The sequence below is a fragment of the Sorangium sp. So ce363 genome (genome assembly GCF_051520435.1).
Taxonomy (GTDB): Bacteria; Myxococcota_A; Polyangia; order Polyangiales; family Polyangiaceae; genus Sorangium; species Sorangium cellulosum_B.
Window position 1 is genome coordinate 8,558,793 of the sequence record NZ_CP150333.1, and the last position, 24,792, is coordinate 8,583,584.

The following is a 24,792-nucleotide window of genomic DNA, read 5'->3' on the forward strand; positions in this document are numbered from 1 at the left end:
CACGTGCTCTGTCGTGTCGGGGCGGCGCCCCGAGCTCCCGACACCCCGTCGCCGCCGTCCGCGCCGTCAACGGCGTCGCCCCCGCTTCTTCGACTTCGGTTGCGAACAGGCGACCTCCTTCGCAGGCGGTGCGGATGGCTCGCAGATCAATCGTCCCTCCGCCGGCGACTCTGGTGCTCCCTCGGGAATGACGGTCGGCGCGGGCCGGTATGCCGTATCGCTTGTTGGCGTCCTCTCGGTCTCCCCGAAGTGCCGCCGTTTCGCAATTCGATCGTGTCGTCGCCCCGCTTCGATTCGCTCGTCCGACCACTGTATCGTCCAGAAGACGGCGTTCTTCCGGATCCAGTAATGCGACCGGCAGGGGAACGACCAGTTCCCCACCGACGGGGCGAGTGAGACGCTATCGCCGTCATAGATCAGCGTCCAGTCTGTCGGCGACAACGGAGTAACGACCTTCATGCCGCAGCCACAACAGCAGCGATGCACGACCGTCCCAAACTCCATCGCCACATACAGCACGCCGTCCTCCAATCGCTCGGGAACGTGTGGAACGAAGACGTGCCGTAGTGTGGTCACGCGCGTCATCCGCCGTCGTCGCTCGTCAACATGTTCACGTCGATGGTGTAGGTGCTGAAGTGCTCTCGTTCACGATCCTGGTAGAAGCCGCAAAGCTTCTTCCATTTCACGACAGCCAACGCCGCGTTCAAGGCGTTCAGATCGGCGATCTGGATGTTTCGTGCGTAGTCGTCGCCGGCGGCGTCCCTGAAGGAGATGCGGTGCCTCTCCCTGACGTGCTCTCGCTTCGTGGGGGTGCTCGTGGTGACGCGAAGAACCCCGAGCAGGCCGTCGTCGACCAACTGCACGCCCATCCCGACGTCGATAAAGGGCACTCCAGCGATCTCGAGCTTCTCAATGAGAGGAGGCTTCGCGCCTGCCTTGTCGATGCAAATGAAGACGAAGGACATGCCGTCAAGTTCGTGCACGTTCGATGGCTCCAGATGGTGCGCGTGCGACACGATCCCCTTCCGCATTTTCGAGTAGAGCTGACCGAAGTGGTCGACCTTCCTCGGCTTCGCTCGCAGTTCGTCGATCGACGGCGCGCCGGGGGACCTAAACGCGTTGTGCTGGAGCAAGTCGTCGCCGTCGAAGAGGTGGATTTCGGCCACGGGCGTCTTCGCGACAAGATCCAGCACATACGATCCCGTGCCGCCCAAGCCGACGATGGCGACCTTGTGGCCGTTGAGCTTCTGCGACACCTGCCAAATTCCCGCACGAGTCGATGCCGTGTCCACGTAGTGGAACACCGAGTCCTCATCGTCAGAGTCTACGGCGATGTGAGTCCGCGCCGTAACCGTAGGGTCGAGCGAGTGAGCAGGACTGCTCACGATCGCCACATATGTCGTCATCTTCTCGAAGTAGTCGACGTACCCGGCACGCGGCTTGCTTGAGAAGGTGTGTTGAATCCGCACCTCATTCGCAAGCAACTGCTCCGAGCTCGAGTGTTTGATCTGCTCGATCTCGGAGCCGTCCTTGTTACACGGATGCTCTCCGATGAAGTGCGCCACGTGAGTACTCGGCCGCGCAGTCGTGTCGCCGGCGAGCGTCAACTCTGAGACGAGGGTGCCACGTCGGACCTCCCGCTTCGAATTGACGTACGGCACGTTTTTCACCAGCAGGTGGCCAGCTTTGATCTCGATCTCGTACCCCTCGGCCCTCAGGCGCGCGAGGTCCGGACTACGACTTGTCAGTCGCAGTGACATTGAAGATCATCCCTTCCTTGAGCTTGACACTCTCGCCATCGGTGAGGGTGCCCTCGGGCTTGTTCCCTTGGCCGCGCTTGTACGTGACGGTGTAGATCACGTTGGCGCCCTTCGGCAGATCGGGATCGAGCGCGACGACCTGCCCGAAGGTCAGCTCCTTGCCCGTGACCACTCTGCTCCGGCCGTTCACGATGATGTTGAACGACGCCTCGTGCCCCTGCCCCTGATTCGCATGGTTCCCGGATTCGCTCATTCGTTCCATCCTTTAGTGTCTTGGGACGCGGATCTGACACGTTGTGTGTAGATCACGTCGTCGTGGACTCGCGCGACAATGCACCCTGTTGCCGCCTCGGCGGCACTCCAGTCTCGGCGACAGAGGAACTCGTCGCACGGCGTCAGCATCAGCTCCTTATCAGCTTCGCCGTCGCGTCTGGCGGCGGGTGCTTCCAAGCCGAGCTTCTTGACCGCCGCGAGCCGAACGTGGTGAAAAGTAGGACACGCCCACTGGCGTCGCAGTACGGCCAGACGCCAATGTAGTTCACCTTACGTCGTCCGTTTCCTCGTCGTCATCCCCGGAGAAAAGACTCCTTCGAGGTGCTTGCGATCTTGCCCCTCGGTTGCGACAATAGAATTGCGCATGTCGAACAAAATTGCAACAGTAAAATCACCCGAACCGGACGTACCTGCGGCCATGCGCGCAGGAGCCTTCGACGCGGACGCCTTCTTCTTGGCGCTCGATGCCGTTCGGATCGCGCGCAGGAAAAACTGGAAGCAGGTCGCGCAAGAGGCCGGAATCAGCGCGTCGACGCTGACGCGCATGGCGCAGGGCAAGCGCCCTGATGTCGACAGCCTCGCCGCGATCGCCGCGTGGTCGGGCCTCAGCGTCGACGACTACGTTCGCGGAAAGGTACCCAAGGCGCCGCAGGAGCCGCTGGCGATGATCAGCACGTACCTCCGGAGCGACAGGCATCTGTCTCCCCAAGCCGCGCTCGCGCTTGACGCGGTGATCAAGGCGACCTACGAGCGCCTGCGGGGCACGTGATGGCGTCGGTCCTCCGTCGCGGCTTCAAGAGCGAGGCGAACGAGTTGGCGCGAGAGATGCGGCGGGAGCTGGGTGTGCAGCTCCACGAGCCGCTCGACCCGTGGCGCCTGGCCGACGTGCTTGGCATCCCCGTCATGCGACTCTCCGAATTGAGGGAGGACGTGCCGGAGCACGTCGACTACCTCCTCCGTGTCGAGGCGGGTGCTTTTTCAGCAGTGACCGTCTTTCGAGGTCGCCGACGCACGATCGTTCACAACGACCAGCATGCGAGCGGCCGGCAAGCGAACAACGTCGCGCACGAGCTCAGCCATGCCGTGCTTCAGCACGAACCCGCGCCGGCACTGAGCATCGTCGGGTGCCGGGATTGGGATCCCGTGCTCGAGGAAGAGGCGACCTGGCTCAGTGCTGCCCTGCTCGTCTCCGACGAAGCGGCTCTGCATATTGTCCGAGCTGGCCTGTCCCTTGCGGATGCCGCAGCGCAGTACGGGGTGAGCGAACAACTCGTGCGCTGGCGGGTGAACATCACGGGCGCCCGCCGTCGCGCAGCGGCACCGCCTGTCGCAAAGACCGGCGGGCCAGCGGATGAGGTCCGGCTGAACGGTCGACGGGTGGGGTAGTTCACACGGCGCTGTCCGACGTAGCAGGTGCCATCGGCGCGGGCGGCGGGGAGGAGGCATCACGTGAACGCTGCTCGCGCGCCTCTAGGTGCTATACCCCGCTACGTGGGCGCCTTCGGCAGCCTGGACCCGCGCTGTGCGCGGCAGGCGGAGCTCTCCTCTGTACGGCACGCTTACCAGCCCTGAAGCACCGTCTCCTCGGGCGACGGAGCGCATACCCCGCCGGCGCCTTGGCCCACAGCGCAAGAGGCACCGCACCCCTTCCAGCGGAGGCAACAGAGGCGCCGCTTGAAGCCAGCATGGCCCCGCAACCCGGCGGCCTCTGTGCCAGCATGCAGGCGCCACTTCGCACCTCTCCCCGTGTCGTCCGCAGTTCCGCCATGGCGGGGGGTGTCAAGATAGTTGGCCGTTGATCTGGTCACATCCTCATGAGTGCTTGAGCCTCGTGAGCGTGGGGGTTGAGGGTCACGGGGCCGATCGGTGTCCAGTTGCGAGTCTGGCCAGTCCAGCGCAAGGGCGTCCTGCGGCGGGCTCGCTGGTAGAGGGCATGGCGGGCGGCGAGCAGCGCGCTGTCGCGACCGCGGTGGCGGTCGTCGGGCGTGACGAAGCGGATGCTGCTGTGCAGGTGCTCGCCGTTGTACCAGGCGACGAAGCGCTCGACCCAGTGGCGTGCCTGCTCCACGGTGGCAAACGGGCGGCGGGGGTACTCGGGCCGGTACTTGAGGGTTCGGAAAAGGGCCTCGGCGTAGGGGTTGTCGTCGCTGACACGAGGGCGGCTGAAGGAGGGCACGACGCCCAGGCGCTGCAGCGTGGCGAGCATGGTCGAGCCCTTCATCGGGCCGCCGTTGTCCGCGTGCAGCACGAGGCAGCCGGAGCCCACGGCCTCGCGGCGGCAGGTCTGCTCGACCAAGCGAGCGGCAGCGAGCATCGACTCCTCGGCCTCGACCGACCAGCCGACGATCTTGCGGCTGTAGACGTCCACGATCAGGTACAGGAAGTAGAACGCGCCGCGCACCGCGCTTCTCAGGTAGGTGATGTCCCAGCACCACACCTGATTGGGCCTTCTGGCAACGAGCTCGCGAGGACGATGGGCGCTTGCCGGTCGAGCCGGATTGCGGTGCGCGAGCAGCCCATGTTCGCGCAGGACGCGGTAGAAGCTCGACTCCGAAGCGATGTAGACGCCACGATCGGCCAGGCGCGGGACGATCTGCTTGGGCGAGAGGTTGCGGAACTCGGGGCTGTTGGCCGTCTCGACGATGCGCCGGCGCTCCACCTCGGTCAGCTTGTGCACCGGGGCGTGGTGCGGTCCGGCTCGGCCGTCCTCGCCGCCGGCCTCCCCTCGCCAGCGGGCCACGGTCCGCGCGCTGAGCCCGAGCACGCTGCAGGCCGCATCGAGCTTGGCGCCGCCCCGCACGGCCTCGTCGATGAGCTCGAGCGTCACCTGTCGGTCTCCGGATCCGTGTCGTCGTCCCCGTCCCCCCAAATTGCTTGGACTTTTTTTTGCAATACCAGCAGCGCCGCCGCCTCGGCGAGGGCCTTGTCCTTGCGCCGCAGCTGCCTCTCCAGCTCCCGAACGCGCCGTGACGGGGCCGGGCCGTGACCTGCCTTCGCCGGCCCGCCCAGCGCCTCCAGCGCGGCCTTGCGCCACTCGGCGAGCTGCGCCTCATGCAATCCCTCGCGGCGGAGATACTCGCCGAGCTCCCGCTCGGAGAGCGCCGCCGCCTCCGTCATCGCGCGCAGCTTCTGCTCCGGGGTCCAGTCCTCGGGGCGGCGAGCGACGGCAGGGGGCGGAGGCGCGGAGCGGCGAGCGTCGTCGGACATGGGCGCCACGCTACGAGCATCGCGAAGCCAGCGCGAGAGCGTCGTCTGATGCACCCCCGTCTCGGCGGACAGCGCCACCGCCGTCGGTCCTCCTGGAGCGAGAAGCCGCTGGACGATTTTTCTTTTGAAGGATTCTGAGTACTCTCTCACCTCAAAGCCTGTCTCCGCTCCCCGACAACGGTGGCCTGATCCTCCGTAAGCGGATCAGACCGGGCGACAACTTCTCTGACACGGGGGGATGGCGTCACCAGGCATCACCGCGGCGGAAGGTTCGTCGCCCGCTTTAGCGCCACAGTCAAAATTACTGTCGCTTGACCCCCGCCCACGCCGTGGCGCTGGCCTCCCCGGCACAGGCCTGCCGCTTGCCGACACCGCTTTCCCGAATGCCTCTATGGCGCTTCGCGCACGCACACACTAAGCATGGGCGTGGAGCGATCGCGACGCGGTCTGGGCGCTGCTCAAAATGAACACTGCCAGACCTCATCGCGCCCTCCGCTCGCGCTCACGGGCAAGATCGACCACGTCGACCGCGGTCTCGCCTTCGGGTGCCGGCGCTCCGAGCAGCCGCCCGATCGCCTCGTGCACCACCCGCGCGGTCTCGACGTCGCCCGCCACGATAGCCGCCCGCAGCCCCTCCCCGAGCTGCACCAGCAGCGTCGCCCTCACCGACGCCGCCCTCGCCCCCTCCCCCTCCCCGCAATGCTCTCCCCCCGCCCCGCTCCCCCTGATCGAATCGGCACGCGCCCCCTCCGAATCGTCACGCCCCCGCTCCAACCGCGTCGATCCGTCGCCACCCCCCTCCGATTTCCCCGGCAATTTCCCCTCTTCGCCCCCATTCCCCCGCCCCAGAGCGCCTTTTAAATCCACCGCGTCTGCCATTCCGCCGCGGGGCCCATCCTCCGCCAGGCCTGCGCCACGGACCAAGCCCGCGACACGCGCTCAACCACCACCACTACAAGCGCAAACGGCTCTCCCGCGGCGTGACGGCGCGAGCCGTGCGCCCGCCCCGCGTCAGCCCCCGCCGCCGCCGACCTCGCGCCAGCGGATCTCCACCCGCTTCGCGCCCAGCTGCGTCGCGAGCGCCGTGATCTGCCGCTCGGCCTGCGCCTTCGCGCGCGCCATCACGTTCCCCTCGAGCGCGGCCTTCTCGATCGCCGCCGTCGCCTCCTTCCGGGCCCGCGCCTCGAGCTGCTCGTTGCGCCGCGCGAGCAGGCTGGTCGACCGCGTGTAGACGTACGTCTCGTCCTCGTCGAGCCGGGTCGAGAAGACCTCGGGCGCGGGCAGCGTGAGCCGCGCGACCCCGGTCTCCGGATCCATCGCGATGTCGCCCTCGCCGATCCGCGCGAGATCGACGCCGATCGTGACGTGGCCGACCGCGACGAGCAGGAGGGCGTCGGTGGCCTGCACCAGACCGAACAGGCGGTTCTGCCGGTCGGCCAGATCCACGACCTTCTCGACATGCACCTCCGTGGTCTCGAGCCGTGACAGGTCGCGGATCGCGATGACGAGCGCAGGAGACGGCCGCGCGACCACGCCGCTCGAGGGCGCCGGACCGCCGAGGCGCGGCGCCACAACGAGCGCGCCGAACCCGACCGACGCGAAGAGCGCCACGACGAGCAGCGCGATCCGCGCGGCGCGGCCTGCCTGCGCGCGAGAACGCGGCGCGTGGACTGCGACCGAAGCGTAGGGGTCCTGGAGCGGGCCTTCCATCGGGGTGTCTACCTTGGAGGATCACGGGCGCGCAGCAGGCGCCCGCGGCGGCTCGGCTGGACACCGACCCGAGGAGCCGCGCGTCCTCCACAGAGAGTACCCAGAACTTGAAGGCCGGAGGGCGAGAAGAATCGACCAGCCCCGCCCGTCCACCCGCCCGGCGCGCCGTCGGCTAGGACGCCGCGACCCCCCTCACGCCGCGCGCGCCGCAGACCGCGGCGGCGTCGCCGCCTGCTCCGCCCCTGAGGACGAGAGCGCCTGCTCGAGCATCCAGTCGTCGACGTCGCCCTCGGCCGCATGCTCCAGGGCGAGCCGCACGTCTCGGTTCGCGCAGCCCTCGGCCGCGATCCGCAGCCGCTCCTCGGTCTGGCCGTCGCGCGAGCCCGCGAGCGCGAGCGCGGCCCCGATGCGGAGCTCGGCCGGCGCCCCGCCGTCCTCGAGCACCGTGAACGCCTGCTCCCGCGTGAGCTTCGCCGTCCGGTAGTCGGCGCCGGCCTCGCCCACGAGGCGGCGCAGCGCCGCCCGCCAGGCGGGCGCAGGCAGGCCGCGGCGCCCGAGGAGCGCCACCGCGCGCCCCGCCTCGTGGGCGCCTCGCCCGCTCCGCTCCCGCAGCAGCGCGAGCAGGTGCTCGCGGCGCCGCTCCGCGAGCACCATGCTGAGCCCCGTCTCGCTGGGATCGCGCAGCAGCTGCGGCGGCACGAGGGTGAGCGAGAGCTCCTCGCCCCCCGCGAGCGCGAGCTCGACCCCGAGCGCCGTCTCCTCGACCCGCTCGATGCTGCCGAAGGAGATGAAGCGCTCGCCGGCGTCGTCCCGGAGCGAGAGCCCGTCGCTGCCCGCCACCAGCACGCGGCGCGCAGAGCCCTCCCTGAGCAGCGCCGCCAGCACCCACGCCGAGGCGCCCGTGACGACGCCGAGCGAGAGCGCCACGTCGAAGTCGAGCACCGACCAGCAGAGCAGCGACATGAGCGCCGCGACCCCGACGAACAGGCGGCGCCGCGGCAGCGACGGCGCGTCGTCGTAGAGCCGCGCGCTCCACGTGCCCCGCGCTCGCCCGGCGGCGATCACGCCGAGCAGCCGCTCCGCGTCGACCGGATCGTCGACGCGCACCCGGATGACATCGCCGTCGTCGGTCTTCAAGGCGACCTCGCCGCCGGAGCTCGAGAGCCGCGCGCGCGTGAGCGAGAGGAGCGGGAACGCGCGCCGATCGCCAGGGCGCTCGATCCACAGCGCGTTGCTCACCCGGACGACCGCCGCGCCGGACGAGCCCACCGCCGCCCAGAGCCAGGCGATCGGCGTGTAGAGCAGGCACGCCAGGCAGAGCAGCGCGAGCAACGACCCGAGCAGCGCGAAAGGCACCATGACGGCCGCCACGATCGGGCCCGCGATCGGCTCCACGAGCGACGCGACGGAGAAGACGACGAGGAGCCACGCCAGCGCCGACGAGAGCAGCCGGCCGATGGATCGAGCGTCGGCGTAGGGCTGGATGAGGACCCCACACCGCTTGAACACGCCGTCGCTTCCAGCGGTCCCTGCCACCCCATCACGGTGAAGGCGCCCGCCTGCGAGTTCAAGCGCACAGCGCAATTTCAACGCAGGAGGAACCCCTGCGCTGCCGTCCCCGGCGACCGCGCTCAGTACGCGTCCGCCGGCGCGCGCGCGTCCGCGGGGAGCGTGAGCGGGAGCATCTCCACGGCCGCGTCCCCGCCGGCCAGCCACTGATACCGCGCCAGGTTCGAGAGGACGCGACCCACATAGGTGCGCGTCTCGTCGTACGGGATGCGCGCCACCCACACGTCGGTGTCCCGGTCGATGCCCCCACCGAGCCAGTGCGACACGGCCTTCGGACCGGCGTTGTACGCCGCCGTCGCGAGCGGGAGGCTGCCCTCGAACGTCCGGAGCAGCTTGCCGATGTAGAAGCCGCCGAGGCGCAGGTTGAGCGGCGCGCTCTTGAGCTGCCCGAGGTCGAAGCCGAGCGAGAGCTCGCTTGCGGCCTTCTGGGCCGTCGACGGCATGAGCTGCATCAGCCCGACCGCGCTCGCGGGGCTCACCACGACAGGATCGAACGCGCTCTCCTGGCGCATCAGCGCGTGAACGAGGCCCCTCGGCAGCCCGTGCTGCGCCTCGAGCGCGCGCACCTCGCCGGCGTACGGCTCCGGATAGACGCACTCCCACGTCCAGCGATCGGCCTGCGAGGGCGCGCGCTGGAGCGCCGCGGCGGAGACCGCCTGCGTGCCCACGCGGTAGCGGCGCTTCGCGGGCGAGAGCATGCCGTACATCCGGCAGAGCGCCTCGCTCTCCTGCCCGGCATAGGCCGCGGTCGCCTCGCGCTCGTTCTCGGCGAGGTAGCTCTCTGCGTCGCCGTCGAGCCCCATCGACGCGAGCAGCGCCGCGGCCGGCGGCAGCTTCACCTCCACCGCCCGGGCGTCCCCGAGGGACGCCGGGACGAGCAGCGGCGGCATGGGCGCGCCCACCGCCGCGAGGCGCGAGCGCGAGAGCAGCGCGCCCCACGAGAGCGGCTGCTCCCGCATCACCTGCGTCCAGAGCCGCACCGCGCCGTCACGATCGCCGCCGCGCAGCGCCGCGAGCCCGGCGAGCTCGCGCAGCCGCGCCGCGTCGGCCGGCCTCGCGTCGCGCGCGAGCTGCTCCAGCGGCCGCCGCACGCGCGCGGCGCCGCCCGTCGACAGCGTCGCGAGCGCCCGCTCGTAGACCGCGTCGTCGCGCCGATCGCTCCGCGGGTAGGCGTCGAGGAACCGGCCGTACTGCGCGACGGCCTCCGCGTAGCGCCCGACCTGCATGAGGAGCCGCGCGGCGAGCAGGCTCGAGAGCTCCCCCCAGCGGGTCTTCCGGAACCTGCGCGCGACGGCGAGGTGCCGCTCGATCGCCTCCGCCTCGCGCCGGAGCCGCGAGAGCGAGCGCGCCGCGAGGTGCAGCTGCTCGGCCTGGCGCGCCGACGGCGCGGCGGCGACCTTGAGGAACGCCGCGGCCGCGGCCTCGTAGTCGCGCGCCTGGTAGAGCGCCGTGGCCCTGCGGTGGTGGAGCTCCGACGCCGGCACGCCCGACATCTTGTCGAGCTCGGCGATCGCCTCCGCCGCGCTGCCCCCGGCGACCATGGCGTCGACCTTCTGGAGCCGCTCCTCCTGCGAGAGCTGCCCCGGCAAGGCGGCGAGGAGCGCCGCGGCCTCGCGCCCGTCGGGCGACGACGGCGCGCTCTTCACGATCCACCGGAGGTCGGCGTGCGCGAGGGCCGCCGCGGCGGCCTTCTCCCCGGGGCGCTCGGCGGCGTCGCGCACGCCGAGCTGGACGCGCGCCCGCGCCATCCGCGCCGCGGCCTCGTCGCGCGACCTGCGCGCGCGCTGCGCCGCGGCCACGGCCCGATCGGCGAGCGCGCGAGCCTGCTTGAGATCGCCGCCCTTCATGGTGGCGAGCGCGGCGCGCGCGAGGCCGGGCGCGCTGCCCGAGCGCTCGAAGTACGCCGCCGCCTCGAGGAACGGCCCCGCCACGAACGCCGCCTCCGCCCGGTAGCGCGCCACCTCGCGCGAGAGGAGCGGCAGCCCCTGCTCCAGGCCATGCAGCAGCTCCACCGCCTTGCCGTGATCCCCGAGCTCGAACGCGACGCGCGCCCGCGCGTACTTCATCGACGGCAGCGCGCGCTGCTCCATGGGCAGGGCGTCGAGCCGCTCCGCCGCCTCGGCCCATCGCTCGAGCCGCACCGACTCGACCCAGGCGCCGTCCACCATGGGCGGCGCGGGCAGCGCGAGGGCGAGACCCGCGGGCGGCACGAGGGCGAGCGCCGCGGGCGGCGCGGCGGCCGGCGCGGCGCGCGCGGTGCTCTGCGACGGGGGCGGCCCGGCCGCGTGGTGCTCCGCGCACGCGGCGAGCGAGAGGCCGAGGACCCACGCGACAGCCAGCCGGCGGCGCGCTCCCCTTGAAGACGGCTTCGGTGGCGACGGAGCCCGTTTCATAGCCGACCCGGCGCGTTGGACGACCCGCCGGCAGCGCGCCGTGAGGACGGAGCGCCGCGGAACGACGGCCTCCGCGCGCAGGCCGCTCGAACCGCAGCGCACGCGCTGCCGACCCCTTTAGCTAGCAAGCTTGGGCCCGAGGTCGCAAACAAAGTGTCGGGCCCGACGCGATCCACCGCTTCCCGATCTCCACGTCCTCCTCGAACAGGAAGGCCGCGACCTCGTCGAGCGAGCCAGCGCGGTTCGGCGGCGCACCCAGACGGAGCGCGGCGGCCTTGCCGAACGCGGCGACCACCGGGTGCGGCGAGCTCGCGAGCCGCAGGAGCTCGGGTACGAGCTCCACCGCCCCGAACGCGCCCGCGAGGATCGCCGCCAGCGGCCGCGGATCGGCGGGGCAGTCGTAGCTCCACGACAGCGCCGAGCGCAGCACCGCGATCGTCTCGGGCGCCGCCGCGCGCGCCGCCGCCGTGCGGTAGCCGCCCCCAGGCAGCGCGAGCTGCGCGTCGCCGCGGCTCGTCGCGCAGATGCCGTCCGCCGCTTGCAGCAGCGCCGCGGCGATCGGCTCGGTCACGCCGTCGCCGAGCACCGTCAGCCCCTCGATGTCGGCGGCCACAGGCCGCGACGCCTCTTGCGCATACCCCTCGAGATGGGCGAGGAGCCGCTCCAGGTCCACCGCGCCCGCGGCGCGGCCCGCCAGCACCTCGCGCTCGGTGTGCACCGTCACGAGGCTCGACACGATGGCGGGCGTCCCGCCGCGCATCGTGTGCGACACGTCCACGCTCACCCGCTGGACGGCGGGCCACCGCAGCACCCGCGGCTCCGTGTCCGGGTCGACGACGATCCCCCAGGGCACGACGGCCATCGTCACCTCGCGGGCGCCGCGCTGGATCGGGGGGCGGTGCTCGGCGCGGACCAGCGCGAGCAAGCCGAGCGCGCTCCCCATCGCGATGAGCCCCAGCGAGAGCGCGTGGCTCCCGGCGCTCCAGACGGCCGCGGAGGCGCCCGCGAGCCCCGCGGTCCCGGCCGCGGCGAGCGCGCCGGTCGAGCCGGGCTCCGGGTGGAGCCACACGTAGCGGAAATCCGGCGGAGGCAGCTTGCGCAGCACGGTGACGACCCCGGACGACAAATCTAGGCTGCCGCGCCACCGCGCGCCACCGGGTGCGCCGGAGCGCCCGCGCGCACCACGCCGATCGCGGCGTTCCACGCGCGCTGCGCGGTGGTAGCTTCGCGGGCGGTGCTGCTCTCCCGCGTCCGCCTCGTCCATCTCGGCCCGTTCGAGGACCTCTCGCTCTCGCTCGAGGACGCCGCCGGCGCGCCGCGCCGGCTCGTGGTCCTCTTCGGCGGCGACGGCGTGGGCAAGACCTCGATCCTGTCGGCGATCGCGTCGACCCGGCCCGGGTACGCGGTCGCGCAGCCGAGGCCGCGCGGAGACGACGGCTCGCAGCCGCTCGTCGTCGCCGACTGGATGCTCGGCACGGACGACCCGGCGCGCGCGCACCCGCTGCGGGTCACGAGCCCGAACGCGCGCCTCGACGAGCCCGAGGACGCGGCGATCTTGCGGCGGAGGGAGCAGTCGCTGTTCGAGCGGCGCGCGGCCGAGGGGGGCTTCGTCCTGGTCGCGCTCTCGGGAGCGCGCTGGTTCTCCCGCAGCGCGATCGTGCTGACGACGCCCGAGCGCAGCGTCCTCCGCTACGACGTGCGCGCGGCCGCGAGCTTCGACGACGCGACGCGCACCGACCTCGCCCGCGAGACGAAGCAGGTGCTCTCGTTCGTCCCGATCGCGGCGGCGCTCGCGCGCGACGGCCGGAAGAGCCGGCCGGAGGTGCTCTCCGACGTGCAGCCGGACGCTCGGCCGGGCGCCCAGGCAGAGCGGCTCGGCGCGCTCGATCGCGCGCTCAAGGAGGTGCTCGAGGCGCTGCTCGACGGCCACGGCGTGACGTACGCCGGCGTCGACCCGCTCCGGCTCGAGCCGATCTTCGAGCGCGCGGACGGCCAGCGCGTCGACTTCGACGATCTCGGGCGGAGCGCGCGGCACACCGTCGCGTTCGGCGCGCTCGCGCTCCGCGCGCTCGCGTCCGCGCACCCGAGCGGCGATCCGCGCCTCGCCGAGGGCGTCGTGCTGATCGACGACATCGAGGCGCAGCAGCCGGTGCACCGCCAGCGATCGCTCGCCGCGCGCCTGCGCGCCGCGCTGCCCAACGTGCAGTGGATCGTCACGACCTCATCGCCGGCGATCGCGCTGGGCTGCGAGCTCTCCGACGTGATCGCGCTCCGCCGCGAGCCCTCGTCGGGGCGCGTCGAGCTGCACGAGGGCCCGGACGCCGTGCTGCACTGAAACACGCGGCGCGGCGCGCGCGGCGCGCCGCCGAGCGGCGGGCGGCGCCGCGCCTCCCTCCGCTCCCGGCTCCTGCGCCGCGCGCGTCAGGCGAGCGGCACGGCGAGGAGCACGACCTCCTTGCCGCGGACCTCGATCTTGTAGCGCATGGGCTTTCCGTGCTTCCGCCCGAGCTCCTGCTCGCTCGCCTTGAGGCGGGCGACGAACGCGTCGCGGGTGATGTGGTCCACCGGATCGCCGAGCGACTTCTTCGCGGCGATGTACTCCGCGAAGATGCGGGCGTAGTAGGCGTCCTCCGGCTCCTCGAGCAGCGCCTTGGCGTCGGCCGGGATCTCCTCCGCGGACAGCGCGGCCATCCGCTCGTCGACCTCGAGGGCGTCCCGGAAGGACGCCGACGTCGGCGCGCGCGACGGGCGCCCCTCGGCGTCGGTCTCGTCCTCCTGCACCCCGAGCAGCTGGTTCAGGAGCGAGTTCAAGCGGAACACGAGCCCGCCGAGCTCGGCGTGCTCGATCTGGAACCGGAGGTCGGTCCGGCCGTTCATGATCGCGAGCAGGCCGTCCTCGATCTCGGAGACCGGCTGCGAGATGTACGCGTCCAGGAAATACGCGGCGATCACGACGAGCACGAGCCCGAGCGCGGTGACGCCGAGGAGCGGCCAGAACAGCGCGCTCGCGAGCCCCGGCGTCCGGAGCTGCGCGATGCTGAGCAGCACCGCCCGCCGCCCGTCGCCGTAGCCGTCGAGCGCGTGCCCGACGGCGCTGTACTCGCCGGACAGCCCGCCGATGTCGACCGTCTGGCCGGAGCGCAGCGCCTTCAGGGCGCCGTCCTTCGCCGGCGACGCCGTGAGCGCCGCGACCAGCTGCGGGGAAGCGTCGCGCGATTTCGCCACCACGTCGAGCCCGTCGCCCGACTGCATCGCGACGACGAGGACACGCCCGCTCGTGCGCTCGCTCGCGTTGGTCAGCCGCTCGTCGTTCAGCGCGGTGCCCACCGCGACGGCGCCGATGATCTGCCCGGCGTCGCTGCGGATGGGCGCGTAGGACGCGAGCAGCTGCTCGTTGCGCGCCCGGCTGACCCACACGTCCGAGCCGGTCACCCCCTGCTCGATGGCGAGCATCAGCGACGGGTAGACAGCGCCGAGGTTGTCTCCGCGCATGAGCGCGGAGGCGTTCCGTCCGAGCACCACGCCCTTCGTGTCCACCAGGACCACGAGGGAGGGCGGGGTCCTGGCCAGCTCGGGCGAGGCGGCGACCGCCTCCCGGATGGCGTTGGCGGCGCTGGTGGCCGCCTCGGCGCGGGCCGGGGCGGTGCCGGCGTTGAACGGCTCGCGCAGCTTCGGGTCGCTCGCGTGGGAGTCGAGCCACCGCTCCAGCACGAGGCCGTCCACCTGGAGCTGCGCCATGGCGGCCGCGAGTGCGCGCGGCGCCTCGCCGGGGCGCCCGATCTCCGCGAGGGAGGCGCGCGTGAGGGCGTAAAAAAGCCCTCCGACCATGAGGACAATCACGGCGAAGACTGCGATGATCTTTCCGCGCATCCTGCGTCTCCACTCCTTCTTTCCGGGGCTCAGGGCAAGCTACCATCCGCTGCGGCGCTGCTACAACTCTCCACCCAGCTCATGGTGCACTTGAATCAGCCGCACTCCGAAGCCCCGCGCCTCTACGTCGTCGACGACGCGCTGTTCGAGCAACATCGCTCGCGAGGCGCGCACCCTGAGCGCCCGGAGCGCCTCGAAGCCGCCCGCCGCGCCATCGAGCGCTGCGCCGCGGCCGGCCTCTCGCTGGAGCACGTGGCGTCGCGCGACGCCACCGAGGAAGAGCTCGCCCGGGTGCACGCCCCGCGGTACCTGGAGTCGCTCGGCCGGCTCAGCGGCCACTATGCGGCGCTCGACCCCGACACGTACGTGGTCCCGCGCTCGGTCGAGGCGGCGAGGCGCGGCGCGGGCGCCGCGGTGGCGCTGGTCGACGCGGTGCTCGCCGGCCCCGGCCGGCTCGGGGTCGCGCTGCTCCGTCCGCCCGGCCACCACGCCACGCGCGACGCCGGCATGGGCTTCTGTCTCCTGAACAACGTCGCCGTGGCGGCGCGGGCGGCGCTGAGCAGCGGGCTCTCGCGGGTCGCGGTGGTCGACTTCGACGTGCACCACGGCAACGGCACGCAGGACATCTTCTGGGACGATCCGCGGGTGCTGTTCTGCTCGCTGCACCAGTGGCCATTCTATCCCGGCACCGGCGCCGCCAGCGAGCTCGGCGGAGGCGACGGCGCCGGTTACACGGTGAACGTGCCGCTGTCCGACGGCGCGACGGACGCGGTCTACGAGGCTGCGTTCGACGAGCTCCTCCTTCCGGTGCTCGACGAGTATGCGCCCGAGCTGATCCTGGTCTCGGCGGGGTTCGACGCGCACGAGCGCGATCCGATGGCGGCGATGAAGCTGTCGCGCGCCGCGTACGCGGCGATGGGCCGCCGGCTCGCGGCGATGGCGACCGCGAAGGCGGGGGGGCGGCTCGCCATCTTCCTGGAGGGCGGCTACGACCTGACCGCGCTCGAGGGCTCGCTCACGGCGGCGCTGCTCGCGGCGTCCGGCTGCGAGGCAGCAGACGACCCGGCTGGAGCGTCGGTGCCGCCGGCGCAGCCCGCGCAGCGCGCGCCGATCTCGACCCGCCACCGCGCGGACCTGGACCGGGCGCGCCGGGCCGCGCTGCGCCGGTGGACGACGCTCTGAGCGAGGCGACCAGCGGCGCGCGCCGGGAAACCGGGGCCGAGGCGTGAACGGGGCCGGGGCGGAGGCCGCCGGGGGGCCGCTGTCCCGCGGGGAGCCTCTGCCTGGAGGAGGTCGGCGCCTCCTTTGGAGGGGGGTCAGGGCGGGAAGCCGGGGCGGGGAGCTCGAAAGGTGGGGGATCCAGGGTGCGGCTAGAAGAGCGACACGAGGTGCGTTTCCGTGATTGCACTCTGCGCGGAGCTGAGTATTCTGCCAGGCCTTCGCAGCCCACGGGCCGTGAAGAACGGTGGGTATAGCTCAGTTGGTAGAGCACTGGATTGTGGCTCCAGTTGTCGCGGGTTCGAATCCCGTTACTCACCCCAGGTAGAACAGGCCGAGGCCGCCCAGCAGCGGTGGCCTCGGGGTCTCGGCTGCGCGAGAGCACGAAGGCGGAGCCGCAGGCACGCTGATTCGTGCCCGCCGGGCTCCTCGCTAGCGCTCCACGAGTTCGACCGCGACGCGTCGACAGAGAGCGAGCAACGACCGGCGCATCGCGAGAGACCGCGACGCTGACGCGCGATCAGCTGACACCTGACGCGCGCCGTGGCCTCGGGCCCCGAGCCCCGGCTCGACTGTGCCGAGCCGCCGCGCCCTGTCCGCGGAGAGCGACGCGCTCTCCGCGACCTTCCTTCCTTCCTCCATCCATCCACGAGCCGAACGGCGTTCCCCTTGGCCGACGCCGCGCGAGCGCGTCCCGACCCCGGTCCGAGGCTCGGCGCCGCCCGAGCCCCTCCATGAGCGCGACCGCGCGCCACACCACGAGCACGCTCGCACGCCATCACGAGCGCGCTCGGACACCCCATCATGGACGAGCTCGCACGGCGTCGCGAATCGCTCGCTTCGATAAGCGCCCTTCGCGCGCCTCGGAGCTATCGATTCATGGATATCCATCCATCGCAGTGAGCCGTTACCCATTCTCCCGGAGACAGCAAGTCTCATTTTTGTAACCGACTCGCCACAATCCCCGCGTAGCGTCCGCGCGCATGAAGACCACTCTCCCCGGGAGACGCGCGTCGACGGCGCGCCTCATCTCCGCTGCTTTCATCGCGATCAGCGCACCTCAGCTCGCGGCGTGCGCCGCGGATTCGAGCGATGCCGCGGATCCTACCGAGTTGCCGGCCCCCGGCGCCGTCGATGTCGTCCGCCCGCTCACGCTCTCGGACCGCGCTCGTGTGCCCGAGAAGGAGCCGGGGTTCGTCGCCGCGGCGCTCGGGGACCACGAGCTCGTCATCACCCATGACGGCAGCATGACGCCCTTCGCCGCGGGCGACGTGCTCGGCGGCACGCAGGGAGGCGGCTACCTCGCCCGCGTCGTGAGCGTACGCACGATCGACGCGACGCGGGTGGCGCTCGCGACGACGCCCGCTCCTCTGACGGAGTTCATCACCGAGGGCCATTTCCATGTCCACTACGACGCGCGCGAGTACGCGCGCGCCATCGACGATCACGTCGCGCGCACCCGCGAGCTCGGCGTGGAGGACGGCGAGCAGATCGCGAGCGCGGCGGAGGCCCTGAAGATCTCGTCCGGCGCCTCCATGAAGCTCCTCGATCTCTCCTCGGCCTCGCTCCCGGCGTCGTGCGGGGTCACCGCGCACGGGACGGCGGCGCTCGACGTCACGGCCGAGCTCTCGCCGGCGCTCGACCTCGAGGTCCACGTCGGCCCGAGGGGCAAGCTCAACCCGGTGCCGGAGCTGAAGCAGCTCCGCCTCGTCGCGTCGGGCCAGCTCGACGTGAGCGCCAGGCTCCAGGGCACCGGCACGGTCACGGGGAGCTGCTCGGTCGATCTCCTGGAGCTCGCCGGGGGCGTCCCGAGCCTGCCGCTGCCGACGCTGACCTTCTGGGTGGGCCCCGTCCCCGTCGTCGTCACGACGGACGTCGTGCCGAGAGCGAAGGCGGATCTGGGGCTGTCGTTCACGGCCGCCGAGGTGGAGGCCGTGGCGCAGGCGACCGCCGAGATCGAGGCCGGGGTCGACTACAGGAACGGCACGTGGAGCACGATCTGGGAGCCCTCCGGCTCGGCCTCGGGCTCGGCCTCCATCGGCGCGCCCGGCCCGATCACGGCGTCCGGCAAGGTGAGCGCCGGCGCGGAGCTCCGGGCGCGCCTGTACGGCATCGTCGGCCCGAACGTCGGAGTCCAGGCGTACGCGCGCGTCACGGCGGAGACCGCGCCGCCCTACTGCTCGTACGACGCGCGGGTCGACGGCGGCGTGCGGGCTTACGCCGAGGCGGTGGCAGGCGTGTCGGTCGGCCCGCTGGATCTGACGCTCAAGCGCCTCGATCTCGTCGATCTCGAGCTCCTGCGCTTCGACGGACCGCGCGCCTCGGGCCCGCTCCGCGACGCGCCCGAGTGCGACGCGGAGCCCTGATCGCGCCGCCCCTCATCGCGCCCTCTGTCCGGGAGGCGAGGCGCCCCCGCCTCCCGCGCGCGGGCTCGGGCGCCGCGCTCAAGGGTCCGCGCACGCGACGTAATCACAGGACGCCTCGTTCACGCACTCCTCGGTTCGCTCCACGAGGTCATTCCCCTCGAGGCCGAGGCACGCGGTCTCGCAGCTGGTCTTGCTCGGCGGCGGAGCGTCGTTCTCCTCCGCGCAGAGGATGCGGTGCTTGCAGAGCTCACTGCATGCGTTCAGGATCTCTTCGTCTTTGCACCCCGCGGCCCCCGCGGCAAAGAGGCCGAGAACGGCGGCGATGACGAGCGGGATCGATCGGAGTTCTGCGTTCTTCATGGGCAGCTCACCTCGGTTGTGGAACGGAGACTCTCCCCGGCGAGCGACCCGCTGCCGACCGGCAGCCCGCGTCAGCGCACGAGAAGAAGGCGAGCGCGCGACCCGGCACGGTAGCAGCGCTTTGCAGAAGGCCAGCGCGCCTCACCATGAGGCCACGCCTCCGCGCAGAGCATAGACGAATCCCTGGCCCCCGCCCACCGCGCGGCGGCACGCGAAACGCGAAGACCTCGGCCCCGCGCCGACGTCATCTCGGTTCCCGCTGCCGCCCCCGCGCCGCCCCGGCGCTGGCTCGATGCGCCGGGCGTGGTACATTGCGTCATCGCGCGTCCTGACGCGCTCTCCACGATCGACGACGAATGCCCTCCAAGGAATCCGACACCCTGCTCGAAGCCGATCCAGCCGAGCGACCGGATCGCGAGAAGCCCGAGTCCACGCGGCTCCCTCTCGTGCTCCTGGTCGACGGGGACAGGAGCATCTGGCAGCGGCTCGGCGCCCTCCTCTCGAAGCGATATCGCCTCGTCGTATGCTCCTCGGCCGTGGACGGGGTCGCCGCCTTCACCGAGGACACGTGCGCGGTGATCGTCGATGTGCGGATGTCAGGGCTGGAGGGATTCTGGGTCTGCGACCAGATCCGCAAGGTGCAGCCGGAAGTGCCCGTGATCTTCTATTCGGCTCATCACGACGAGAAGGACTCGTTCGAGGTCATCAACGCGCACCGGCCCTTCGCCTATGTCGACAAGCACGGCGCGGAGCAAAAGCTCCTCGACGCCCTCGAGAAGGCGACGCGGATATTTCAAAGCACCCTCCGCAGCAGACGGATCATCGAGCGGCTGCAGCGCCGCCGGCTGGAGGCGGTCTGACGCCCCGGCAGGGCGAGCCGCGCCCGCGCGGCGATCGGCGAGATCTGTGGCGCACGCTGGTCCAGCTGGCGCTCAGCCTGTCCGCGCTCTTCGCCGGGATCGCGCTCGCGGCGCACCTCGCCCGCGAGCAGCTCGACGCGCTCGGCCGCGGGTTCGTGGACCGCTTCGGCCTCGCCGGGATGTTCGTCGGCACCTTCCTCGCCGACGCGTTCTCGTTCCCGATCCCGCCGCAGTTCTACATGCTGACCGCGATCACCTCGGGCGGCTCCCAGGTCGCGCCCCTGATCGCCATCTCGGCCGCCTCGCTCGTCGGCGGCTGCACGGGGTATCGCCTCGCCGGCCGCCTCGCGCGGCTCCGCCTCTTCGCGGCGCGCATCGAGCGGACGCGACCCAGGATAGACCGGCTCTTCGAGCGCTACGGCTACTGGGCGATCGCGATCGGGAGCATCTCGCCGATCCCCTTCTCGATGCTCTGCTACCTGTCCGGGCTGTACCGGGTCCCGCTGCGCTACTTCTTGACCATGGTGCTGTTCCGGGTGCCCCGGCTCCTCCTCTTCTACGCGCTCATCCGGGCGGGATGGAGCCAGTGAAGCCGGCGGCGTGAGCGCTACCTGGGGCTGTCCGTCTCCTCGGGCGACGGGTTCACCCTGACGCGCTCCAGGATCTGGTCGACCATGCCGAGATCGATCCCGGAGCGCTGCTCCACGACGTTCCTGGAGAACAGCCGAGTCGCCTCCTTCGCGAGCTCCTCGTCCGGGAGGAACGGCCGCGCGGGCGACCGCGGCGCCGGCAGGCCGATCTCCTTCTCGAGCTCGGAGATCGCCCGGATCATCTCCTGGTAGCAGGCGGAGGCGATCTGCACGGCGAACGGGAACACCTGGACGTTGCCCCGGCCGGCGCGCACGGCGTGCAGCGTCGCGGCGGCCTGCTCGGCGAACTGGCGACTCCCGTACGCGTTGGCCATCTGCGCGTACATCGCGATGGACTCCTGGTCCGCCGCGAGGTCCTCCTCCTTCGTTCGCGGCGCTCCGGACGAGGGCACCGACGACCACCGGACGATCATCCGCGCGTAGTCGTCGAGCGCGCGCCGCTGGAGGGCCAGTCGCTCCAAGAGCGCTTCTCGCCGCTGTCTCTGGAGCTCCGCCTTCTCCTCGTGCTCGGCCCGCCGCTCCGCGCTGAGATCCGCCGATCTCCGCGCCAGGTAAGCGCCGATGAAGAGGGCGACGCCGTTGCTGACGGCGATGAAGAGCATCTCCAAGATCTTGGGATCCATGCCGGTGCCCACGACTTCTATCACGTTCGCGCTGAACGCAGTGAGTTGCCGCAGGATGCGGAGAAAAGTTGGCCGCCGCCCTCCTCCCGTGCAGGTGCGCCGTCATCCCACAGGCGGCCGGGGCCGCGCTCGGAGCCGCGCGGGCAGGCATGATAGGATGTCCGCATGACCGGTTCACTCGACGCCGGGGCCGGCCCGCACCTGGAAGGGCTCGCGGGCCCGCTGCGCGAGGCGCTGGAGAGGAGCCTCGCCGACCGGCTCGCGCGCTGCCCCGGGGCGGAGCTCAACCTGGACAACGCGTTCTGGGGCGCCCCCGAGCCGCGCGACCTCGGCGAGGCGCTCACCCGGTTCGGGCCGACGTGCGTCAACGTCGTTGTGCGCATCTTCGAGCGTATCCGCGGCATCGACCCGACGCTCGGCCTGTGGATGCAGATCAGGTATCTGCGCAACGTCTGGTGCGGCGGGAGCGCCGGATTCAAAGTGGTCTACGTGGAGCCGGCGGCCATGCGCGAGCGCCTCGATCGCCACTTCGCGGGAGCGGGCGGCCGCCGCCTGGCGCGCGACACGATCCTCGGGGGGATCGAGCACCAGCGGGGCGCGCTGCTCGGCTCGCTCGCGGCGAGCATGGCGGAGCTCTTCCGGGGCGGCGAGCCGCTCGACGCGGACAGCTGGCGCGAGGTGCACCGGCCGGATCGGGAGGCGGTTCACCTCTGCGTCGGCAAGCACGACCCGCGGCCGCCGGAGCTCGACGACATTCACCTCGACTGGAGGTCGCCGGTGGTGGGCGTCGACGAGGAGCGCCGCCGCTGCCAGTACGGGCTCCTCATCGGCGTGGTCCACTGGGTGCAGGCGCGATTCGGGCTCGGCAAGCCGGTGTTTCCGTTCCAGAGCATCGATGACAGGGTCGCCGCCCTGGCCGGGCGCCGCGAGGAACCGGCGCGCTGGGCCGAGTTTGCGGCGCGCTGGCGCGACGCGCGGTGGCCGCTCGCGCTGCGCGGCGGCGCCGGCGCAGAGGAGGCGCAGACGTGGCTTCGCGAGTGCGACGAGCTGGTCGCTGCGCAGCGCGCGGACGCGTGAGAGGCCACAGGCGGCCGGCATGCCCTACCCCGCTCCCGACGGCACCCAGCTGATCGAGCACCTCGGCGCCGGCGCCACGTTCGACGTCGCGCTGGTGCGGCTCGGAGGCTCGCCGCCCGGCCCCACGCTGGTGTGCAAGCGCCTCGTCCCCGGCGTCCTCCACGAGCACGCGGGGCGGGCCGCCATGGTCCGCGAGGCGAAGGTCCTCTCCCTCGTTCGCCACCCTGCCCTGCCCGCGCTCGCGCGCGTCGGCGCCGATCGCCACGGCCCATTCCTCCTCGAGAGCCGGCGCGAGGGCACCTCCCTCCGCGACGTGCTCGACGGATGGCGCGGCCTCGGCCGGCCGCCGCCCGCGTCGCTCATCACCCACGTCGTCAGGACCGCGATCGAGACGCTCGCCGAGCTCCAGGAGCTCGAGGACGCCGGAGGCCCGATCCGCTTCGTTCACGGCGATCTCGGCCCTGATCACGTGCTGCTGGGTCCGCTCGGCGACATCGGCCTCGTCGACCTCGGCGCCGCGCGGTTCCGCGGCATGGATCCGGACCTCGAGACCGCCGACCGGGGCACGGTTCCCTTCGTTGCCCCCGAGATCGCCCGCGGCGAATCCCCACCGACCCAGCGCGGCGACGTCTACTCCATGGCGGCGACCCTCGTCTCCTTCGCCACCGGCGCGCCCCTCACGCGCGCGCGCGAGCAGGCCGCGGCGCTCGTCGAGATCAGCGAATCTGGCCTCTGCCTCGACCCGCTCTCCGTCACGGACGCGCTCTCGCCGGGGCAGCGCCGAGCGCTCGCTCGCGCGCTCGATCGCGATCCGCAGCGCCGCGTCGGGACGGCGCGGGCGCTGCTCGACGCGCTCGACGCGGCCGCTCCGCGGGCCGAGGGCGGCGCCGAGTCAGCGCGCTGACTCGGCTCTCCTGCGCGCCAAAACCGTGGACGCACGCGGCCCATGAGATAAGTCTCGCCCGCATGAAGCCCCACCTAGGTCACGACAAGCTCGGCCTCGACACGCTCGCGATCCACGCCGGACAGCCGCCGGATCCGACGAGCGGCGCGGTCATGACGCCGATCGTCCTCTCGAGCACCTTCGCCCAGGAGCGGCCGGGCCACCACAAGGGGTTCGAGTACTCCCGCAGCGGCAACCCCACCCGCAAGGCGCTCGAGGAGTGCATCGCCGCGCTCGAGGGGGGGCGCCATGGCTTCGCCTTCGGCAGCGGCTCCGCGGCGACCGCCACCCTGCTCCACACGCTCCGCCCGGGAGATCACGTGCTCTCGGGCGATGACGTCTACGGCGGCACCTTCCGGCTCTTCGACAAGGTCATGCGGCCGATGGGCCTCGCCTCGACCTCGGTCGACATGAGCGACCTCGACGTCGTCCGCAAGGCCCTCACCCCGACCACGCGGATGATCTGGATCGAGACCCCGACGAACCCGATGCTCAAGATCTTCGACATCGCAGGGCTCGCCGAGATCGCGCGCGCGCACGGGGCGCTGCTCGTCGTCGACAACACCTTCGCCACGCCGGTGCTCCAGCGGCCGCTCGACCTCGGCGCTCACGTCGTGGCGCACTCGAGCACGAAGTACCTGAACGGGCACTCGGACGTCGTCAGCGGCGCGCTGGTCACGTCCGAGGACGCGCTCGCGGAGCGGGTCGGGTTCCTGCAGAACGCGATCGGCGCCGTCCCGAGCCCGTTCGACTGCTACCTCGTGCTCCGCGGGATCAAGACGCTCGGCGTGCGCGTGCGCCAGCAGTGCGCGTCGGCCGCGCTCATCGCCGGGAGGCTCGCCGGGCACCCCGCCGTCCAGGCGGTGCACTACCCCGGCCTCCCCACGCACGCCGGCCACGCGCTCGCCGCGCGGCAGATGCGCGCGCCCGGGGCGATGATCTCGTTCGTCGTGCGCGGCGGCCTCCCCGTCGCCTCGAGGTTCCTCGAGCGGCTCGCGATCTTCGCCTGCGCCGAGAGCCTCGGCGGCGTCGAGTCGCTCGCCGAGCACCCCGCCCTCATGACCCACGCCTCCGTGCCCGCGGCGGCGCGGGAGGCGCTCGGCATCGCCGACGGCCTCCTCCGGCTCTCGGTGGGCCTGGAGGCCACCGAGGACCTCTGGAACGACGTCGCCCAGGCGCTGGACGACGCGCAGGCGCGCGCGGCGGGCACGTGAGCGCGCGCGGGCACGCGCGGCGCTGCCGCCGTTTGATCGCGGACCCCCGAGTACGATAGAAGCGAGGAGCGGCCTCGGGGCCGCCACCTACCACCGGAGCTTTCCATGCGTCTCGCTCGCCTCAGCTTCGTGCCCGTGCTCGGCCTCCTCCCCCTCCTCGGCCTCGGCTGCAGCGGCGCGGAGCCGCCGACCCCGCGCGGCGCATACAAGATGAACTTCGCCGACCCGGGCATCGACTGCTCCGCACCGGGGCATATTGCGACCCTTGGCGACGTGACCGATATCCAGAAGGTCCGGCTGGTCACCGACGGCGAGGACAGCGCCTCGGTCGACTGCTCCGTGTCCGGCTCGGGCACCTTCTCCGTCTCGGCGATGGCCAAGAACCCCGCCGAAGCCGCGGAGATCCACGTCAAGATCGACGCCATCTCCCCTGCGGCGACCCAGGACGCGCCGGCCAGCGGCAGCATCAGCTTCTCCTCGGCGAGGACAGGGGGTCAGACCTTCTACTCCGATACGGCCACCCCGTGTAAGTTCTGGTTCGAGGGCAAGCAGGGGGTCGACGCGGGCAAGATCTGGGTCGGCTTCGAGTGCCCGGCGATGCTGAACGAAGGCGAGATATGCCAGCTCAGGCTGGGCGTCCTGGCCTTCGACAGCTGCGGAGGCTGAGCGGCGCTGGCAGCTTGGCTGCTGACAGGCGGG

General features: G+C 71.8%; 23 protein-coding genes and 1 tRNA gene. 12 read left to right on the top strand and 12 right to left on the bottom strand.

Annotated elements, in window-relative coordinates; genetic code table 11:
- Positions 1–66: 66 nt before the first annotated feature.
- From WMF12_RS32115 to WMF12_RS32125, 3 genes are read right to left on the bottom strand one after another with little or no spacing between them, the layout of a single operon-like run.
- A complete protein-coding gene (locus tag WMF12_RS32115; RefSeq protein WP_437851523.1) occupies positions 67–585 on the bottom strand; it encodes a DUF6527 family protein in 519 nt (172 codons plus the stop codon).
- Positions 582–1,760: a ThiF family adenylyltransferase gene (locus tag WMF12_RS32120; RefSeq protein ID WP_437851525.1), complete on the bottom strand. Its 1,179-nt coding sequence runs from the start codon at positions 1,758–1,760 to the stop codon at positions 582–584. Before WMF12_RS32120 ends, WMF12_RS32115 begins: the two co-directional genes overlap by 4 nt.
- Positions 1,735–2,013 (bottom strand): multiubiquitin domain-containing protein, encoded by a 279-nt coding sequence (locus WMF12_RS32125; RefSeq protein WP_437851527.1) that lies wholly within the window; start codon positions 2,011–2,013, stop codon positions 1,735–1,737. The genes WMF12_RS32120 and WMF12_RS32125 overlap by 26 nt, the downstream gene beginning before the upstream one ends.
- A gap of 384 nt (positions 2,014–2,397) precedes the next feature.
- On the opposite strand from WMF12_RS32125, the gene WMF12_RS32130 reads away from it, so the two are divergent.
- The gene (locus WMF12_RS32130; RefSeq protein WP_437851529.1) at positions 2,398–2,802 is read left to right on the top strand and encodes a helix-turn-helix domain-containing protein; all 405 of its coding nucleotides are present in this window, start codon (positions 2,398–2,400) and stop codon (positions 2,800–2,802) included.
- Positions 2,802–3,419 (top strand): ImmA/IrrE family metallo-endopeptidase, encoded by a 618-nt coding sequence (locus tag WMF12_RS32135; RefSeq protein ID WP_437851531.1) that lies wholly within the window; start codon positions 2,802–2,804, stop codon positions 3,417–3,419. The genes WMF12_RS32130 and WMF12_RS32135 overlap by 1 nt, the downstream gene beginning before the upstream one ends.
- A gap of 418 nt (positions 3,420–3,837) precedes the next feature.
- On the opposite strand, the gene WMF12_RS32140 is transcribed toward WMF12_RS32135, so the two are convergent.
- The 6 genes from WMF12_RS32140 to WMF12_RS32165 form a co-directional block, all read right to left on the bottom strand.
- A protein-coding gene (locus tag WMF12_RS32140; RefSeq protein WP_437851533.1) for an IS3 family transposase occupies positions 3,838–5,390 on the bottom strand; the annotation gives its coding sequence in 2 pieces (ribosomal slippage) (positions 3,838–4,913 and positions 4,913–5,390; 1,554 coding nt in all).
- 330 nt (positions 5,391–5,720) lie between these two features.
- Positions 5,721–5,906 (bottom strand): hypothetical protein, encoded by a 186-nt coding sequence (locus WMF12_RS32145; RefSeq protein WP_437851535.1) that lies wholly within the window; start codon positions 5,904–5,906, stop codon positions 5,721–5,723.
- A 345-nt stretch (positions 5,907–6,251) separates the two neighbouring features.
- On the bottom strand, positions 6,252–6,950 hold the full coding sequence (locus tag WMF12_RS32150; RefSeq protein ID WP_437851537.1) for a DUF4230 domain-containing protein: 699 nt from the start codon (positions 6,948–6,950) through the stop codon (positions 6,252–6,254).
- Between the two features lie 192 nt (positions 6,951–7,142).
- The gene (locus tag WMF12_RS32155) at positions 7,143–8,459 is read right to left on the bottom strand and encodes a hypothetical protein (RefSeq protein ID WP_437851539.1); all 1,317 of its coding nucleotides are present in this window, start codon (positions 8,457–8,459) and stop codon (positions 7,143–7,145) included.
- 122 nt (positions 8,460–8,581) lie between these two features.
- The gene (locus WMF12_RS32160) at positions 8,582–10,912 is read right to left on the bottom strand and encodes a transglycosylase SLT domain-containing protein (protein ID WP_437851541.1); all 2,331 of its coding nucleotides are present in this window, start codon (positions 10,910–10,912) and stop codon (positions 8,582–8,584) included.
- A gap of 121 nt (positions 10,913–11,033) precedes the next feature.
- Entirely contained in the window at positions 11,034–12,017 is a 984-nt protein-coding gene (locus WMF12_RS32165; protein ID WP_437851543.1) for a hypothetical protein, read from the bottom strand.
- A gap of 129 nt (positions 12,018–12,146) precedes the next feature.
- Between WMF12_RS32165 and WMF12_RS32170 the strand changes: the two genes are divergently transcribed.
- Positions 12,147–13,247 (top strand): hypothetical protein, encoded by a 1,101-nt coding sequence (locus WMF12_RS32170; protein ID WP_437851545.1) that lies wholly within the window; start codon positions 12,147–12,149, stop codon positions 13,245–13,247.
- An 86-nt stretch (positions 13,248–13,333) separates the two neighbouring features.
- Here WMF12_RS32170 and WMF12_RS32175 read toward each other — a convergent pair whose 3' ends face one another.
- A complete protein-coding gene (locus WMF12_RS32175) occupies positions 13,334–14,782 on the bottom strand; it encodes an MXAN_5187 C-terminal domain-containing protein (protein WP_437740475.1) in 1,449 nt (482 codons plus the stop codon).
- A gap of 81 nt (positions 14,783–14,863) precedes the next feature.
- On the opposite strand from WMF12_RS32175, the gene WMF12_RS32180 reads away from it, so the two are divergent.
- From WMF12_RS32180 to WMF12_RS32190, 3 genes are all read left to right on the top strand, one after another.
- Complete coding sequence (locus WMF12_RS32180) at positions 14,864–15,964, top strand: histone deacetylase family protein (protein WP_437740476.1); 1,101 nt, start codon at positions 14,864–14,866, stop codon at positions 15,962–15,964.
- A gap of 283 nt (positions 15,965–16,247) precedes the next feature.
- A tRNA-His gene (locus tag WMF12_RS32185) sits at positions 16,248–16,323 on the top strand.
- Between the two features lie 660 nt (positions 16,324–16,983).
- Positions 16,984–18,366 (top strand): hypothetical protein, encoded by a 1,383-nt coding sequence (locus tag WMF12_RS32190; RefSeq protein WP_437851547.1) that lies wholly within the window; start codon positions 16,984–16,986, stop codon positions 18,364–18,366.
- 78 nt (positions 18,367–18,444) lie between these two features.
- Here the strand turns inward: WMF12_RS32190 and WMF12_RS32195 are convergent, their stop codons facing one another.
- Positions 18,445–18,726: a hypothetical protein gene (locus WMF12_RS32195; protein ID WP_437709444.1), complete on the bottom strand. Its 282-nt coding sequence runs from the start codon at positions 18,724–18,726 to the stop codon at positions 18,445–18,447.
- A 356-nt stretch (positions 18,727–19,082) separates the two neighbouring features.
- Here WMF12_RS32195 and WMF12_RS32200 point away from each other — a divergent pair, with 356 nt between their 5' ends.
- Complete coding sequence (locus WMF12_RS32200) at positions 19,083–19,586, top strand: response regulator (RefSeq protein WP_437851549.1); 504 nt, start codon at positions 19,083–19,085, stop codon at positions 19,584–19,586.
- 155 nt (positions 19,587–19,741) lie between these two features.
- Entirely contained in the window at positions 19,742–20,176 is a 435-nt protein-coding gene (locus tag WMF12_RS32205) for a YqaA family protein (protein ID WP_437851551.1), read from the top strand.
- Between the two features lie 17 nt (positions 20,177–20,193).
- Here the strand turns inward: WMF12_RS32205 and WMF12_RS32210 are convergent, their stop codons facing one another.
- Positions 20,194–20,859 (bottom strand): hypothetical protein, encoded by a 666-nt coding sequence (locus WMF12_RS32210; protein WP_437740480.1) that lies wholly within the window; start codon positions 20,857–20,859, stop codon positions 20,194–20,196.
- 165 nt (positions 20,860–21,024) lie between these two features.
- Between WMF12_RS32210 and WMF12_RS32215 the strand changes: the two genes are divergently transcribed.
- From WMF12_RS32215 to WMF12_RS32230, 4 genes are all read left to right on the top strand, one after another.
- The gene (locus tag WMF12_RS32215; RefSeq protein WP_437851552.1) at positions 21,025–21,936 is read left to right on the top strand and encodes a hypothetical protein; all 912 of its coding nucleotides are present in this window, start codon (positions 21,025–21,027) and stop codon (positions 21,934–21,936) included.
- Between the two features lie 19 nt (positions 21,937–21,955).
- Positions 21,956–22,840, top strand: coding sequence for a protein kinase domain-containing protein (locus WMF12_RS32220; RefSeq protein WP_437851554.1), 885 nt, complete (start codon positions 21,956–21,958; stop codon positions 22,838–22,840).
- 62 nt (positions 22,841–22,902) lie between these two features.
- Positions 22,903–24,093, top strand: a complete 1,191-nt coding sequence (locus tag WMF12_RS32225; RefSeq protein WP_437851556.1) for a cystathionine gamma-synthase — start codon at positions 22,903–22,905, stop codon at positions 24,091–24,093.
- Between the two features lie 105 nt (positions 24,094–24,198).
- On the top strand, positions 24,199–24,759 hold the full coding sequence (locus tag WMF12_RS32230; protein ID WP_437851558.1) for a hypothetical protein: 561 nt from the start codon (positions 24,199–24,201) through the stop codon (positions 24,757–24,759).
- Positions 24,760–24,792: the final 33 nt, after the last annotated feature.

Bases quoted from the DNA above. Each gene is read 5' to 3' on its own strand.
- WMF12_RS32115 (WP_437851523.1), bottom strand. From the start codon at position 585: ATGACGCGCGTGACCACACTACGGCACGTCTTCGTTCCACACGTTCCC.
- WMF12_RS32120 (WP_437851525.1), bottom strand. From the start codon at position 1,760: ATGTCACTGCGACTGACAAGTCGTAGTCCGGACCTCGCGCGCCTGAGG.
- WMF12_RS32125 (WP_437851527.1), bottom strand. From the start codon at position 2,013: ATGAGCGAATCCGGGAACCATGCGAATCAGGGGCAGGGGCACGAGGCG.
- WMF12_RS32130 (WP_437851529.1), top strand. From the start codon at position 2,398: ATGTCGAACAAAATTGCAACAGTAAAATCACCCGAACCGGACGTACCT.
- WMF12_RS32135 (WP_437851531.1), top strand. From the start codon at position 2,802: ATGGCGTCGGTCCTCCGTCGCGGCTTCAAGAGCGAGGCGAACGAGTTG.
- WMF12_RS32150 (WP_437851537.1), bottom strand. From the start codon at position 6,950: ATGGAAGGCCCGCTCCAGGACCCCTACGCTTCGGTCGCAGTCCACGCG.
- WMF12_RS32160 (WP_437851541.1), bottom strand. From the start codon at position 10,912: ATGAAACGGGCTCCGTCGCCACCGAAGCCGTCTTCAAGGGGAGCGCGC.
- WMF12_RS32175 (WP_437740475.1), bottom strand. From the start codon at position 14,782: ATGCGCGGAAAGATCATCGCAGTCTTCGCCGTGATTGTCCTCATGGTC.
- WMF12_RS32180 (WP_437740476.1), top strand. From the start codon at position 14,864: ATGGTGCACTTGAATCAGCCGCACTCCGAAGCCCCGCGCCTCTACGTC.
- WMF12_RS32190 (WP_437851547.1), top strand. From the start codon at position 16,984: ATGAAGACCACTCTCCCCGGGAGACGCGCGTCGACGGCGCGCCTCATC.
- WMF12_RS32195 (WP_437709444.1), bottom strand. From the start codon at position 18,726: ATGAAGAACGCAGAACTCCGATCGATCCCGCTCGTCATCGCCGCCGTT.
- WMF12_RS32200 (WP_437851549.1), top strand. From the start codon at position 19,083: ATGCCCTCCAAGGAATCCGACACCCTGCTCGAAGCCGATCCAGCCGAG.
- WMF12_RS32210 (WP_437740480.1), bottom strand. From the start codon at position 20,859: ATGGATCCCAAGATCTTGGAGATGCTCTTCATCGCCGTCAGCAACGGC.
- WMF12_RS32215 (WP_437851552.1), top strand. From the start codon at position 21,025: ATGACCGGTTCACTCGACGCCGGGGCCGGCCCGCACCTGGAAGGGCTC.
- WMF12_RS32220 (WP_437851554.1), top strand. From the start codon at position 21,956: ATGCCCTACCCCGCTCCCGACGGCACCCAGCTGATCGAGCACCTCGGC.
- WMF12_RS32225 (WP_437851556.1), top strand. From the start codon at position 22,903: ATGAAGCCCCACCTAGGTCACGACAAGCTCGGCCTCGACACGCTCGCG.
- WMF12_RS32230 (WP_437851558.1), top strand. From the start codon at position 24,199: ATGCGTCTCGCTCGCCTCAGCTTCGTGCCCGTGCTCGGCCTCCTCCCC.